The 14,933-nt window shown below is 41.2% G+C and carries 14 protein-coding genes; 8 read left to right on the forward strand and 6 right to left on the reverse strand.

Annotated elements, in window-relative coordinates:
• Positions 1-64 precede the first annotated feature (64 nt).
• Positions 65-2,176, forward strand: coding sequence for an EAL domain-containing protein (locus tag ACTUJY_RS04890; RefSeq protein WP_463614941.1), 2,112 nt, complete (start codon positions 65-67; stop codon positions 2,174-2,176).
• Between the two features lie 6 nt (positions 2,177-2,182).
• Here the strand turns inward: ACTUJY_RS04890 and ACTUJY_RS04895 are convergent, their stop codons facing one another.
• Both ACTUJY_RS04895 and ACTUJY_RS04900 read right to left on the reverse strand, forming a co-directional pair.
• The gene (locus ACTUJY_RS04895) at positions 2,183-2,632 is read right to left on the reverse strand and encodes an acyl-CoA thioesterase (RefSeq protein ID WP_463614942.1); all 450 of its coding nucleotides are present in this window, start codon (positions 2,630-2,632) and stop codon (positions 2,183-2,185) included.
• A complete protein-coding gene (locus ACTUJY_RS04900) occupies positions 2,629-3,537 on the reverse strand; it encodes a DMT family transporter (protein WP_463614943.1) in 909 nt (302 codons plus the stop codon). Before ACTUJY_RS04900 ends, ACTUJY_RS04895 begins: the two co-directional genes overlap by 4 nt.
• A 145-nt stretch (positions 3,538-3,682) precedes the next feature.
• On the opposite strand from ACTUJY_RS04900, the gene ACTUJY_RS04905 reads away from it, so the two are divergent.
• The 5 genes from ACTUJY_RS04905 to ACTUJY_RS04925 are packed head-to-tail and all read left to right on the forward strand — an operon-like array spanning position 3,683 to position 9,157.
• A complete protein-coding gene (locus ACTUJY_RS04905; protein ID WP_463614944.1) occupies positions 3,683-5,311 on the forward strand; it encodes a VRR-NUC domain-containing protein in 1,629 nt (542 codons plus the stop codon).
• On the forward strand, positions 5,308-7,674 hold the full coding sequence (locus ACTUJY_RS04910; protein ID WP_463614945.1) for an ATP-dependent DNA helicase: 2,367 nt from the start codon (positions 5,308-5,310) through the stop codon (positions 7,672-7,674). Before ACTUJY_RS04905 ends, ACTUJY_RS04910 begins: the two co-directional genes overlap by 4 nt.
• Before the next feature lie 33 nt (positions 7,675-7,707).
• A complete protein-coding gene (locus tag ACTUJY_RS04915; RefSeq protein ID WP_463614946.1) occupies positions 7,708-8,205 on the forward strand; it encodes a GNAT family N-acetyltransferase in 498 nt (165 codons plus the stop codon).
• An 8-nt stretch (positions 8,206-8,213) separates the two neighbouring features.
• Positions 8,214-8,624 (forward strand): cupin domain-containing protein, encoded by a 411-nt coding sequence (locus tag ACTUJY_RS04920; RefSeq protein WP_463614947.1) that lies wholly within the window; start codon positions 8,214-8,216, stop codon positions 8,622-8,624.
• Positions 8,621-9,157, forward strand: coding sequence for a GNAT family N-acetyltransferase (locus ACTUJY_RS04925; RefSeq protein WP_463614948.1), 537 nt, complete (start codon positions 8,621-8,623; stop codon positions 9,155-9,157). Before ACTUJY_RS04920 ends, ACTUJY_RS04925 begins: the two co-directional genes overlap by 4 nt.
• Before the next feature lie 5 nt (positions 9,158-9,162).
• Here ACTUJY_RS04925 and ACTUJY_RS04930 read toward each other — a convergent pair whose 3' ends face one another.
• The gene (locus tag ACTUJY_RS04930; protein ID WP_463614949.1) at positions 9,163-10,014 is read right to left on the reverse strand and encodes a LysR family transcriptional regulator; all 852 of its coding nucleotides are present in this window, start codon (positions 10,012-10,014) and stop codon (positions 9,163-9,165) included.
• Between the two features lie 153 nt (positions 10,015-10,167).
• Between ACTUJY_RS04930 and ACTUJY_RS04935 the strand changes: the two genes are divergently transcribed.
• The gene (locus ACTUJY_RS04935; RefSeq protein WP_463614950.1) at positions 10,168-10,974 is read left to right on the forward strand and encodes a 2-oxoadipate dioxygenase/decarboxylase family protein; all 807 of its coding nucleotides are present in this window, start codon (positions 10,168-10,170) and stop codon (positions 10,972-10,974) included.
• Between the two features lie 304 nt (positions 10,975-11,278).
• On the opposite strand, the gene ACTUJY_RS04940 is transcribed toward ACTUJY_RS04935, so the two are convergent.
• From ACTUJY_RS04940 to ACTUJY_RS04950, 3 genes are read right to left on the reverse strand one after another with little or no spacing between them, the layout of a single operon-like run.
• On the reverse strand, positions 11,279-12,523 hold the full coding sequence (locus ACTUJY_RS04940; protein WP_463614951.1) for an NAD-binding protein: 1,245 nt from the start codon (positions 12,521-12,523) through the stop codon (positions 11,279-11,281).
• Positions 12,524-12,557: 34 nt separating this feature from the next.
• Positions 12,558-13,502 (reverse strand): HAAS signaling domain-containing protein, encoded by a 945-nt coding sequence (locus ACTUJY_RS04945; protein WP_463614952.1) that lies wholly within the window; start codon positions 13,500-13,502, stop codon positions 12,558-12,560.
• On the reverse strand, positions 13,502-13,840 hold the full coding sequence (locus ACTUJY_RS04950; protein ID WP_463614953.1) for a PadR family transcriptional regulator: 339 nt from the start codon (positions 13,838-13,840) through the stop codon (positions 13,502-13,504). Before ACTUJY_RS04950 ends, ACTUJY_RS04945 begins: the two co-directional genes overlap by 1 nt.
• A gap of 281 nt (positions 13,841-14,121) precedes the next feature.
• Here ACTUJY_RS04950 and ACTUJY_RS04955 point away from each other — a divergent pair, with 281 nt between their 5' ends.
• Complete coding sequence (locus tag ACTUJY_RS04955; protein ID WP_463614954.1) at positions 14,122-14,922, forward strand: hypothetical protein; 801 nt, start codon at positions 14,122-14,124, stop codon at positions 14,920-14,922.
• Positions 14,923-14,933 lie beyond the last annotated feature (11 nt).

Genomic DNA, 14,933 nt, shown 5'->3' on the forward strand with positions numbered 1-14,933 from the left:
TTTGAGCTATAAATTGAATATCAGAGTCTATAATTTCTAAATGGATTTCTCCCAGGTACGTAAAGTGAAGGACACTGCAATTGCTGATTCTTTAATCACAGATGTCGACTTGTTTGAAGGTTTGACATCGGCTGTGGTAGTCGTCGACCGCCAAGGCAATATCGTGGTTTTCAATACTGAAGCGGAGAGAATATTGAGTGTCACCAAGGAGCAGGTACTTGATAAAAACATCTCGTTTTTGGATGCTTACCTCTGTGATGATAATGAGCTGGTGCTTTCTACCTTTGACGAAGATTTCCATCAGTTGTTGCTAAAGAAACAGAGTATCAGTTATCAGTGTGTGATGCTGAACAGTCAGCACAGTCCTGAACCTCAATGGATTCGCTTAAATGTTAAAGGGTATTGGACGAATAGTCAGCGCTTGATTTGCGTCACTTATTTTTTTTCGGATCTTTCCACAACGCATGGTCGCCAACAATTATCGTTGCAAGCAGAAGTTTTTTCTGCGGCCGGTGAAGCGATGATCATTAGCGATAAAGATTTGAATGTCATGGATGTTAATCAGGCTTACGAACGCATTACTGGTTTTCGTAAAGAAGAAGTTCTTAATAAGCGAGTCAACTTAATTGAAATCATTAAGCAAGATCAGAAAATTTATCAAAACTTAAAAAAACAGATTGCTCGTTATGGATATTGGCAAGGTGAAGTATGGAATATTCGTAAAGACGGAGAGCGTTATCCAATTTTATTAACCGTTTCCAAGTTTGGAAAAGAAGAGTCTTCGGTAGAACATTTTGTTATCGTGTTTTCAGATATTACCGAATTAAAGTTAGCTCGTGAACGACTGGATTTTCTCGCATACCATGATCAGCTGACGTATTTACCTAACCGCAGTATGTGCCAGTTGCGTTATCAACACAGTGTTGAAAGAGCGAGTCGAGAAGATCGGCGTGTTGCGATGTTATTTATCGACCTGGATGATTTTAAAACCATCAATGACTCGCTTGGACACAGCAAAGGCGATTATCTACTAAAGCAGTTATCGGTAAGACTGCAAGAACTCATTCGTAAACAAGATACGGTTGCTCGACTCGGCGGTGATGAGTTTTTAATTATTCTTGAAGACATTGATTCCGAAGAGCAGGCGGCTAGCGTTGCAGAAAAAGTGTTGCGCTCGTTAGAGTATCCCTTCGAATTGGGAGAGCAGAAGCGCTTTATTGGTGCCAGTATCGGCATAGCGATGTACCCCGATCACGGATTAACGTTTGATGATTTGTTGAAAAACTCTGATGCCGCTATGTATGCTTCTAAAAATTTAGGGCGAAACAGTTACGAGTTTTATAAATCGGAAATTTCAGAAAAACTGAGTCGCCGTTCGCAGCTCGAATACGATTTGCGAAATGCGTTAGTTCAAAATTCCTTTGAGTTATATTTTCAACCGCAATTAAACTTAAGGGATGGTTATATCAATGGAGCCGAAGCACTATTACGATGGAATCACCCAAAAGGCGAATTTATTTCACCCGCGGAATTTGTACCGATCATTGAAAATACTGGTTTAATCGTACCTGTTGGACGTTGGGTTGCTCGCCAAGCGCTTATGGAATTACAGTACTGGCGAGAGCTGGGGTTAAACCTACCGCGTGTTGCTATTAATGTTTCGGCGATTCAGCTCATGAAAGATCAATTTCTTGATTATCTATTGGAGCTTCTTGATGACACCGGAATGCAGGCTAAGGATTTAGAAATTGAGATTACTGAGTCGGTTTTTGTTGACAATAAGGTGATACCAAAAGTGTTGGAAAGCTTACATCGAGAAGGATTTTACTTAGCGCTCGATGACTTTGGAACGGGCTACTCTTCGTTGAGTTATTTAACTCGATTACCGTTTAATAAAATAAAACTCGATCGTACTTTTGTAAATGATATTCAAAGCGAGGCGTCTTCTCGAGCCATGGCTCGCTCACTGGTCGCTCTAGCTAAAACGTTGGGGTTCGAAGTTTTAGCTGAAGGGGTTGAAAACAGTGAGCAAATCGATTTTTTAGTCAACCAAGGGTGTGATGAAGTTCAAGGTTACTATATTGGTAAGCCCATGCCGAGTACGCAATTCATTAAGGAAGTAGACTCCTTTCATCAACGTTTTAATGCATTACAAAGTCAGCTTCACGTCGGCTAATACCTGTTAATTGGTTAATTCAGGCTCCACCTTTAAAATGGCTTTACGAATGGTATCGCTTACCTCGGTTTTTTGTTGTGTTTTATAGTCCACCATAACAATTCGCGCTTTTCCGATGGTCGTGATCGCTTGTTGTTGAGTGCTGTAAATCGCATATTCTTGAGTATAATCTTGTTCTCCCAAACTCAACGTTCGAGCACCCACTTTTAACGTATCAGGATAAGTTACCGGGCGTTTATAGCGGCACTCTGTAGAGGCTAAAATTGGACCAATAAGTTTGTCTTTCATTTCTTGCATAATATTGGTTGAAGCCATATAGGCTATTCGAGCACTTTCAAAGTATCGAAAGTACATCACATTATTAACATGTTGAAAAGCGTCCATATCTCCCCAGTGAATGGGAATATCGATGATGACGGGATAAGTGGCTTCAAACTCTTTGAGTGCTTCATTCATGGTTTTTTCACAATCTGATTGAGTGGTAGTTGTATTTGAGACAAAAGTATACCGATAATTAAAATCGATATGCCAATAATTTTATGCTTGCTGAGCACTTCTTCATGAATGGGAATGGATAACAGTGCGGCGAAAATTAAACCGGACGATGCGAGTATGCTGGCTTCGTAAGAGCGCAAAATACGAAGCACTTTATTGAATACAATTAATGTTAATGCCAAAGCAAAAATACCGTTTCCGATAATGATGATGCTGTCTTCAAAGGAAAGCGCTACAGTCGACTCATCCAAAGCCAATCCCAGAGCGACAAGTGGTGAACCGCCTATCCAGATCGCTAACGTCGATAACATAACCGGCGATATGGACTGTCCATGAAAAATCATAAAGCGACGAATGAGATTATTAGTGAGCGCAAGAAAGAAAATACCAATGGCCAGATATATTATTCCACTTATCTCTTCGGGTTGAGGGATTGAATCGAAAAAGATCGTGATACCTGATAGCGCGACCAAAGCGCCGAAAACTTGTATCAAAAAAGGCTTTTCTGCAAGAATAAGAACGCTCATAAACATGGTGACCAGGCCAACAAAATTTACCAGATAGGCATGAGTGGTCATTGGCAGTCGCTCCAGTCCCGCCAAAAACAGATACCGAACCAATGTGAAATTAGCAATACCAATTGCCGCAGCGTAGCCCCATTGTTGCCAGCTTAAGTGAGATGGCCATTGTTCACGACGCCAAAGAAAGGTATAGCCGGTAAGAAACAGAATACAAACCGCAATCTGAAGCCAGTTAAAGGTAAAAGGCGATAAGCGCGCCAGTGATAGTTTCGATAGCACGGTAAGTAGCGTTGCCAAAAAAATGGTAGCGACCAGTTGTAGCGCGGCTTTTTGTCTTAAAGTCATTTTCGTTTTTTATGGATTGATTTACTTTGAGTTTTATTGATTTTGCAGAATATAAGAGTTTGGCCTAAACGTGAATGTTATTTCACTTGTTTAATTTCCATTCGGCCATTATGATACTAGTCAAATAAGTAGTTGTAGTGGACAAATGCAGAAGCCGACTCTTGCCGCAGATTATTACTTAATCAATTTTAAAATAATGCTAGATTTTGTTTTCCATCGTTATCGCTTTTTATTAAAAGAAGTAGAAGTTGCGTTTTATCAGCGCTTTTATGAGCTGCATGAAGATGCGCAGAAATTGCTGACTCGTTGCTATATGCGAAAAGGCGAGTTATTCCGGTTGGATAAATTAAATTATAATGAAATTGAAAACTCGCATTTGGCTAGTGAGCAACTCATTAGCGCTGGTTTTGCTGCTCGATTTGTTCCATGCAGCGATGGAAAATTTTTGTCGCTCTATAGCAAGTCAGAAATGGTCCAGGCGTTCGAAGAGCCGAAGTGGAAAGTGTTCAAACGCGACCAATTGATGCAGCATGTAAACGCTGCGTTGAAAGAACGTAACGTTCCTGAATATTTTCAAAAGCAAACGATATTGCACGTATCACAGCAGGTGTTTGATATTTACCGACTGCTGTTTTTTGGAAACCTGCGTCAAGATCTTACAGAGTTCGTATTGCAAGATTTGGGATTGATGGATTACGAAAACTATTTAATTTCCGACTCTCATTTACCGATACAGTCGCGTGAGGAAATCGAAGCGCTTACTCAATGCCATCTTATAGCGGACCTTATTTATGAACAAAATGAATGGACTCTGCCGCTCGTACAACAGACGTTACACTCGGTGCCTGCTCCAATTGAAGAGTCAAAGCTCTTGGTTCGTCGTCGCGAAAAAATCTTGCTTCAGCTGGCAAAACGACTGGAACGATTCGCCGAATATCAACAAGCGGCGGATGTTTATCAAAACGTAAATCTACCTCCTGCAAACGAACGACACATTCGCTGCCTTGAAAAGCTGGGGCAATACCAACTTGCATGGGCGGAGCTTGGAAAATTAAAAAGGTGCACACAGTCACAGCAGGCGTTGCAGTTTGTTCGAGTATTTGAAACCAAGCTGGCGAAAAAACTAGGAATTAATCTTGTTGAACGAAATGCCTACTTGCCTCAAGAAGAAGTGGTGACGCTCGATAAGCAGTTTGAAAGCGTTGAGTTAGATGTAGCGAATGAACTGATGAATAAAGAGGGCCTGGCGATTTGGTGCGAAAACGCTTTGTTCAATACACTATTTTCTTTAATTTATTGGCCACTGTTGTTTGCTGACGTTAAAGGTGCATTTTATAACCCTTTTCAAATGCTTCCCGTTGATTTGTATGAACCAGAATTTTTGCAGCGTCGGCAGTCTATTTATAATGATCTTCAATCCATTATTGACGATGATGAAAAATTAACGTCACATATATGGCAAACCTTTAATAGCAAGCGTGGTAAAGCCTGCTATTTTTCTGATTGGCAATTATTGGATGAACAGCTATTAAACCTTACACTAAGTCGAATTTCTTTGTCGCATATTCGACTCATTACACAACGAATCTTGCAGGACCCAAAAGAATATCGCGCGGGTATGCCCGATTTGCTGTATTTCCCAAAAGATAGGGGGTATCAATTGGTAGAAGTGAAAGGTCCTGGCGATCGGCTTCAAAATAATCAAAAGATCTGGATGGGTTTTTACCATCAACATCACATCCCGCATCGTGTTGTCCGTGTGGAGTACCGGTGAGTCATTTTCAGTTTTCCTTTTCTGTGACTGAGTTGGTCGAATTTGCTTGCCGAGAAGGCGATTTGGAAGAATTCGGTGATGTCGGCCCATCGGCTGAAGAAGGCATTCGAGGTCATCAATGGCTACAAAAGAAAAGGCTAAAAGAAAATGATAACTATCAGTCGGAGTTTCATGTTTTATTCGATACACAATGGCAACACTATCCGGTAACGCTACGTGGTCGAATCGATGGTTATATTGGACAAGTTTTGGGAAGTGGGTCCGAACAATATGAAACAATATGGATTGAAGAAATTAAAACAACTTATCTAGAGCCTGATAGTTTACCGTTGTCCAGTCGATCAGTTCATCTTGCGCAATTAAAAATATATGCTTGGATGGTCAGTCAGATAAACGCAAAGCGATCAATACAATGCCAACTCAGTTGGGTACTCTTACCCGATTACCAAGAGTTTGTCGAAACATTCCTGTTTGACAAAATTACGCTTCAATCTTTTGTTGAAAGCGCGATTGATCGATATTGTAGCTGGCTATTGGCTGTTGAGCAACACCGACAGGCATTACAAAAGACTTGTCAACAACTCACGTTTCCGTTTTCAGAATTTCGGCCTTTGCAACGTGATCTTTGTGTTGAAATTTATCGTTGCATTCGAGAGCAACAATCATTGGTTGTTGAGGCGCCAACCGGAATTGGAAAAAGCATCAGTACATTATTTCCCACTTATAAAGCGTTAGGTGAAGAATTCATTCGGCAGATAATCTTTCTTACGGCGAAAACATCCGGACGAATGGCCGCTCACAATACCTGTCAAGTTTTAGCGCAAGAAAATTATTGTGCTAAGGTATTGGTGATTAATGCGCGTGATAAAACCTGTTTTTGCAGTAACAAAGAAGTAAAACAATGCCAATACCGTAAGGATTTCTACCTAAAACTGCCTAAAGCGATCCATGAATGTTTTCAACATTCACAACTTGATCATTCGACTCTTTTGTCAATTGCGAAAAAATTTGAAATTTGCCCTTTCAGTTTATCACTTAAGCTAGTGCCGTGGGTTGACGTGATCATTGCAGATTATAATTATGTGTTTGATCCATTAGTGAAGTTGGCCCATTTCAATCAACATGGTCAGAACGCCGTGGTGTTAATTGATGAAGCTCACAATTTGATTGACCGTTCACGAGCCATGTATTCTGCGGACTTAATTGAATCTCAAGCTCTGGAAGTAACCGCCTCTTATCATCAGCAGGGTGCAATCAAGCAAGCGGTTAATCGAATAATTGAACAGCTAATGGCATTAGAGCAAATGCAAAAGCCCAGTGAGGCCAGAATTATCGATTATCACGCTTATTTGGAGCGTATTGTACTCGACAGTCGGCGTTTGGTCGGTTTGATGACAGAACGCGCAAAAGAGCACGCGTTGACTGGTATCGAGCAGCAGTGGTTAAAACAGCTGGTTCGGTTTAATGTGATAGTCGAATTGGCGGATCAACACCATGCTGTATTTCTACGCAGTGTAAAAAACAAGTTGCTTACCAGTTTTTTGTTACAGCTTCAGTCTCTTAACGCTGCCAATTATTTGAATGAAATTTACAAAAAGTTTCGAAGTATTGTTTATTTTTCCGGAACCTTATCACCAGAAAACTTTACTCGAACTTGTCTTGGAATTGACTCGAACGTTCGCTTTTTGCAACTGCCTTCCTGTTTTTCACCTGAGCAATCGCAAGTACTGGTTTCATCTGTGATGGATACGCGCTTTAAATATCGTGAACGATATTTAGAAGTCATTGCAGACGCAATTCATGCTACTTGGCGGGCAAAAAAAGGCAATTACCTGGCCTGTTTTTCCAGTTATCGATTTATGAATCAGGTGCTCGAAGTCTATCGGCTAAAATTTAGTGGCGATTTTTTATGCGTTCAATCACCTGAAGACACTACGGCGCAAAGAGAGGCATTCGTAAAGCGTTTTTTTGAGCACAATGAGTTGCTTGGTTTTGTGATTATGGGAGGAAGTTATACCGAAGGTATCGACTATTATGGAGATGCGCTGCATGGTGTTATTATTGTGGGTACCGGTTTGCCTCAGGTGAATGATTTTCAGGATGCGATAAAGCAGGACTTTGATCAGCAGGGAGTTAACGGCTTTGATATTGCCTTTCGATTTCCTGGGTTGCAAAGGGTTTTACAAACAGCCGGCCGAGTCATTCGTTCGGAAAAGGACAAAGGTGTAATAGTATTGCTCGATAAGCGCTTCTTAAATCGCGATTACTTGCAGTATTTGCCAACAAACTGGCGCATTAATCGTTTCGATAAAGTCGATGACTTACAGCGGAAGCTCGTGTTATTTTGGCAGCAGAAACCTTAGAATTCCAAGTGACAAAACTTAAGAGAAAGGCTTATGATCCGTTCCGTTAACCATGACGATGCCAGAGCGATAGCCGATATTTATAATTTTTATGTTGAAAATACGGTGGTGACTTTTGAAACGCAAACCATTTCGATGCAAGAGTCGGCCAGTCGCGTAAATGATATTTTGATGGCCAAACTCCCATGGTTGGTTGCGGAAGATGCGTCTGGTCAAGTTGTTGGATATGCTCATTCCAATCCGTGGAAAGGACGATGCGCATATCGGTTTACGGTTGAAGTCAGTGTTTATTTAAAACCCGATGCAACCGGCAAAGGATGGGGCAGTCAACTCTATCAAAAATTATTCAAACAACTCCGAACCTTGTCTTATCGCTCGGCCATTGCCGGAATTTCTTTGCCTAATGATGCCAGTATTGCGCTACATGAAAAATTTGATATGAAAAAAGTGGCTCACTTTGAGCAGGTCGGTTATAAATTTGAAAACTGGATCGATGTTGGGTATTGGCAGGTAGTTTTTGGTGAGCATTAATACTTCGAATGACACCCGAACAACAAACTTTTACGAGTGAAACGGTTAATATGAAAGCAACCATTAAAACCTACAATGCTGAAAATGAATATTACTTTAAAGAAGGGTGTCATATTAACGAATTATCTAACTCAACAGACGATCCCATAATATCCATCGCGAGAGCGCGTGTTGAACCCGGCGTTACGACGCAGTGGCATCGATTAGACAATACCGGTGAAAGGTATTTAATTCTTGAAGGACAAGGGTTAGTTGAAATAGAAGGACTGGAACCGAGTAAAGTTTCCTACGGTGATGTGGTGATCATTCCACCAAAAGTAAAACAAAGAATCACTAATATTGGTCAAATGGATTTGGTGTTTATGGCCATTTGCTCTCCAAAATTTGAAGTAGAGAATTATTACGGAGTGAATGAATGAGCGCTCGATTGGATATTAATTCGGATATTTGCCTTGAATTATTAACGCTCGATGATGCTGAAGCTCTGCTGTTTCTGGTGAATCAGTCACGAGAAAGCTTGGAAAAGTATTTATACTGGGCAAGTGAAACCGTAGATATTCCAACCATGAAACATTACTTGAAACATCGTATTGAAAGTCAACTTAATTCAGCTGCCTGGTTTAAGATTATGTATAAAAATAATCCAGCGGGAGTGTTTGCTATAAAGGAAATCAACCAGAACACAAAAGTAGCGGAGCTCGGATACTGGTTAGCAACAGCGTTTCATGGGCAAGGAATTATGCATAATGTTATAAAAGCGGTTATTCTATACTTATCGAGTAGCAACCTCGCGAAGATCGTTGAGTTTCGATGTTTATCGGATAATGTCGCCAGTATCAATGTGGCAAAAAAATTGGGAGCGGTTCATGTTGATACGTTAGCAAACTTTATGTTGATTAACGGCTCTTTGCAGGATTTACTCGTTTATCAAGTGGCGATAAACACGCTCTAATACGCTTACTCTTTAATCGTACTATTTACTTTACACACGTTGATAACGGACTGTAACACCGAGTCAATTTTTTCATCTCGAGAATAGGCCAACCCAATAATACGATCAAACTGCATACCCTTTATTTTCAGCAAAGGAAGCTGTTGTGTATTGTAAAAACTGGGATGATTCGGCACCAGAGCCGCACCTACTCCCGCAGCGACCAGTTCTACTGCGTACTCAACAGTGCGAATGCGTGCTCGAATGTTCATTTTAATATTCAGTGGCTCCATGGCCCTCATTAATGTTCGGGTTACCAGGCTTGGGGAGCGTAAAATAAAGTTCAGGCCGTGTAAGTCTTCGAACAACAACTCGGTTTTATAACTGAGCGCATGTCCCGGGGGCAATGCCATTAAAAATTCGTCATGCCAGAAAGGGGTGAATATTTCGTCCGGTTTGACCATGTTGGATGACACAATGCGCGCCTCACAACTGCGTTTTTCTGCATCGACCAATGTCAATTCTAAGCCATCCACCGAGTCGATGATTTCCTTAATTAGGTGACTCATGCGAGAAGCACCCAATGCTGGAACCACGCCCAACCGGAATGGCTGAATGGCGGCTTTCTTTTGAAACAGTTGTTTAATAGACCGTGCCTGTCCTGTCAGCTGTTTTGACAATGGGTATAGGCGGTGTGCGGATTCGGTAGGTGTGACACCTCGCGCATGTCGCAAAAACAACTCTTCCTCCAGATAACTCTCGAGGTTTTGTATTGCCGCAGAAATAGAAGGCTGTGAAACGAAGCAATGCTTCGCCGCTGCGCTGATGCTTTCCAGCTCGTAGGTTGATTCAAAATAACGCAGTTCTCTCAGATCCACAGGATTGCCCGTAAGTAAATACTAACTTCAATAATGCATTGAGGTATAGGAAGTACCTATACCTATTATACATAAACAATATTATTCCTCTATCTCAAGAAGCGCTATAGTCTCATCCCATTTTCCAGTAATTGATTTAATTTTGAGCAGTATATGAGCAATAGCAAGCAGTCTATCGAACAAGTTTTTGAAAACATGTGGCAGGATTATTTGGCATTAAACCCGGATGCACTCAAGATTTTTGAGTTGTTTAGTCAAAAAGACAAAGTCGTTAATGACCATGTGGCTTTTCGTACCTTTGGATTACCAGGCCTTCGAGTGGAAGACATTGCTCAGCCTTTGGTTGAAGCGGGCTATCAAGAAGTAGAGTCTTATGACTTTGAACAAAAGAAACTGCGAGCTAAACATTATGCACACCCGACCATGCCATTGGTGTTTATCAGCGAGCTTAAAATTGAAGAGTTTTCTCGAGAAGTTCAAATATTAATCAAGCAATTGGTTTCACAAGTCGACCTCAATCAAGTTAAATCGCAAGACTTCCTTTATTCCGGTCGTCCTTGGACATTGGTGTCTGATGTGTATGATCGTTTATTGGAAGAAAGTGAATACGCAGCCTGGGTTGCTGCATTTGGTTTTCGTCCAAATCATTTTACCGTCTCGATTAATGAGCTTGAGCAGTTTGAAACCATTGAGCAGGTCAATCAATTTGTTAAAGATCACGGATTTGAACTGAATACTTCGGGTGGAGAAGTGAAAGGCTCGCCAGAGACTTTTCTGGAGCAATCATCCACTATGGCGAACAGTATAAATGTTGCTTTTTCTGACAGCACTCGAAACATACCCAGCTGCTTTTATGAGTTTGCGCTTCGTCACCCAATGGCAAATGGCGAGTTGTTTAAAGGTTTTATTGCTTCTTCAGCGGATAAAATCTTTGAAAGTACCGATAGCAAAGCCGCTTAATAAAGTTTAATCACAGAAGATTGAATTAACATCCCGAGTTGGCTTAGCTGACTCGGGCAGATATTACTCTGAATTTTCAAATATCTCCTTTAATGCTTTCACTCTCGATAGCCCCAGGTATCAGGTTCAAAGTGTTTCTTCGAATGGTGGAGCGAGCGGTATTGTCCTGTTTATAGCGCTCTGTACCTTTATAGTGCGAAGACGCCATTCATCGTAATAAAGTGCGAGCCATGTTTGGCTCGCGCAATTATTATTATCGTAGATTTAAGATACCCATTTCGTGACATGATGATTACGTTTGCCATCATTGATACCATTCATCTGGCATGCTTTCTTTTGCAAGATCAGTAAGACAAACGCTGATTATTTCATGATCTGCGCAAGCCTTTTTGGCAAATAATGAAGGCGCTTGTGAGCGGCTAATGATCAGCGCATTAGAAAACTGCTTCCGTAACCAGATTGCGGTTCGGATATTTTGTGCATCATCACCGGTGCCCAGTATAAAAACCGGATCGACAGTGGAAAAGTCAACGAGTTGAAACATTCTGTGCCACACTTCCGGATGCTGGATATTGCCTTCGATAGTTTCACGTTGGTAATGATGATGTTCAGATGTTTGCTCATCAACCACCATTACCCTACGGTGGGCGTCGGTATCGATCACTGCGACGGTATCGAAAGCGTCTTTTGCGTGATGCTGCAATTCTTCCAGTATGCTTTGTCCGAAGCGACCAAAACCAGCGAACACGACAATATCTTTAGGTTTGGTACGCTGAAAATGAGAAAGTAATGTTGCGTTAACTAACTTTTTCGCAGCTAAATGATAGCTATTAAATATTTCAACTTGTTTTGAAATTCCTGCATCGCCAATTCCTCGCATAAAACGTAAGTCGGAAACATGAAGTATGACTTTGTCTGCAATTGATGGGTACTGTGAAACGATTTGACTGACTGTTTCTAGGTTGTAAAAATCCTGATCGTCCAACAATACGATCTTCTTAATATAGGGTAATCGTAATCGACTTAAAATAAAGGGATGTGTCGCATCGCCGATGAGTACTTTGGCACCGTACAAAGCTTTCAGTTCTTCCTTTTCCGATGCTTCTGCGTGTTGCATGAGAAGTACAACGGGAACATTGGGTTGTTTTTCTCGGAGCTTTTCCAGATAGATAGTCGCTAACGGAGAACGGCCGATTACGATGATATGATTTTTTAAACCGAGCAATCCCCAGGAGTCCGGGGCAAGCGCGTGAATTAACGTATCGATGATAGCAGAAACCGTAAGCACAGGGGCGGCGAAATAGGCAAGCCACAAAAAGACTTGCCCAATTTTCGGTCCGGATACCGGTGTTCCTAAGTCCATACCTCCCAGTACAAATAACCCGAGTGTATAGTAAGCTTTTGTCAACAAACTGGTTTCAGGTATACCTGGACGTTCAGAAACTTCCACGCCAAAAAGGAAGCCGAGTAATCCACATACAAAAATCAGTGTGGCGATCCAGAGTTTCCAACTGACGTGTTGATTCAGAGAGTAACGGTTTAATTTCATATTTTTTGGCGTTTTTGATGCAGCGAGTTAAAAATTATCGAAACATTTTGATCGCGATGCGAGAATGTTGCCAGGTTTCATACAGTACCACGGCAAGAATAAAGGCCAAAATTGAAATCATTCCGGTTTCCACTATTTGCACAAGTCGTTCGGCTCCGTCTGAATTTAGGTCACTCATTATTACCCGTTGGTCAGTACTAAGCAGTAGTATCAAGACTGAAATTGTTGCAATATCCAACAAAAGTTCGAGAACAATGGTTGTCGAATGCCAACGATTGATGATAGCCAACCAGATATGCTGTAAAAAGGATAAACCAACAATGATGTTGACCGGCCAGAATACAGTGCTCCATATTTCTCCGAAAACAAATTGATTGCCAGCAATATCATGTGATAGTTCTCCGATATTCAACCAACCGTTCCACAGCAGCAGTAAAAAGCCTTCAGTAATAATATTGCTGAGAAGATCTTGACGGTCGACTTTATAACGTCGGTTGCTGAGAAGTTTTTCGGGTTGCCATTTTTCAAACCAGTTCAGTTTTTCACCAGAGTATTCCAAGGCAATAAAAGCGCTAATAACAATAGCGGCAACAATTAAAAAAGTATCGAACACATTAAACAACACTTGTCCGAAACTGAGCGACCAAGTTGTATTGGCAATGCCGGTAAATACCGCTATGGCAACTTGAAGCACAAATACGCCGATTAAACAAAACTTTAGAACCTGTTTAAATATGGGAAATAAAGCTGGACCTATCAGGTATTGCTGCGATTGAAAACTCGCTGCGACTTTCATCGGATGGCCTAATGCTCTGAGTAATTCAGCCTGCTCTTGATCGGTTAGGTCTCTACCCGTTTGCTCAATTAAATCTTCTTGGCGCTCTTCAATGTTGCTACGTAACTCATCCAAAATGTCATCACGATTTTTTTTTGGTAAATACGCAGCCACTTCGTTAAGATAGTTTTGCACAAATGTCATCAAGCTTCTCCTTTGAGTAAAGTACTGATACTGTTGTTGAGTTGTTCCCATTCGTTAATTAATCGGTTGAAGACCTTTTCACCCATTTCCGACATGGAGTAAAATCGTTTTTTTCGTTTGTTTTCTTCACGCCATTCACTTTTTAATAACCCTTGGTTTTCCAACCGACGGACCAAGGGGTAAAGTGTGCCTTCATCGATATCAATGCCTTTGTCATTTAGCGCTTTACGTAACGAATAACCATAATGTTCCTTTTGTAATTGCGACAAAACCGCAAGTACCAAAACTCCGCGTCTGAGTTCGAGCCGCAGTTTTTCAAAATTATCCTGTTCTGTCATAGCGGATTTCCTAGTTGTGAGAAGTACTATACTTTGCGCCACATACTGTGTGATGCATGGTATGCGTTGGGTACTGTATGTCGTACAGTAAATAATGTCAAGTCAAGGGTGTATCAAATAAGTAAATTGAGTGATGATGATCAAACACCTTGGTAGTCAATCAGCAGATCAGCTATGCTATGGGGAGAACTTAATAAGTCAGAAATATCAAAGGTTTATTGGTGATATTGCAGTGCAGTAAGGTGTAGTTGCGTTCTTATCGAAATTAAAGAGAATAAATTATGTCGCACGTGACAAATTTGTGGCAGCAGCCAGTCGAGGTAGAGTCGGGCAAAAACTATCGTCTACGACTTGGCGCGTTAGAGCTCTATATAACGAATTTAGGGCACGAATGGCAGTTTCGACACCGCTATCTCTCTCAGCAGGAAGACGATAGGGAGCAAAAAATACAATTGACTTCGATAGCCAAAGTGGTTGAAGAAAGTACCGAATTAATGCGTGTAATTCACAGTGATGCAAGTCAAAAGCTAACATTTAGACCGGTGCTGGCTAATCGAAATATTGTTGCAAGGCCTCACATGCCTTTATTTTTACCTTCGCAGCAAAAAGTAACGATTTTTATCAGTACGCCAGTGTGGTTGGCCATTTATGTCAATGGTCAGGAGCAGCCCATTGCCGAAATTCCGAGTTTTCAGCTGTCCGATACTTGGTTTGGCCCAAAACCTCACATTGGTGAGCTCTGCTATGCGAGCCGTTTTAGTGGTCGAACTCAATTAGAAAGTTTACCGAAACGTACCAGTCGGATCATTACACCTCTTACAATTACCAATTTGGCAAAAGAACGATTGAAGCTTGAAAAAATAGCAATACCGATAGAATTTTTATCGGTATACAGTAATTCAGAAGGGGAGTTGTGGACGCCAGGATTGTCTGTGACTCGAGATGAAGATGCGGGAGCTATTCAGGTCAATATTGAAAAGCAAGCGGAAACCAGTTCAGCGAATTTTATTCAGTTAAGTGCGCCGCGTACTAAAGATCCCTCAGGACTTTTAAATCGCACATTAGAAATGTTTTTCAGCTAAAAGGAAGTGCA

This window comes from Pleionea sp. WD8-19 (assembly GCF_055326765.1).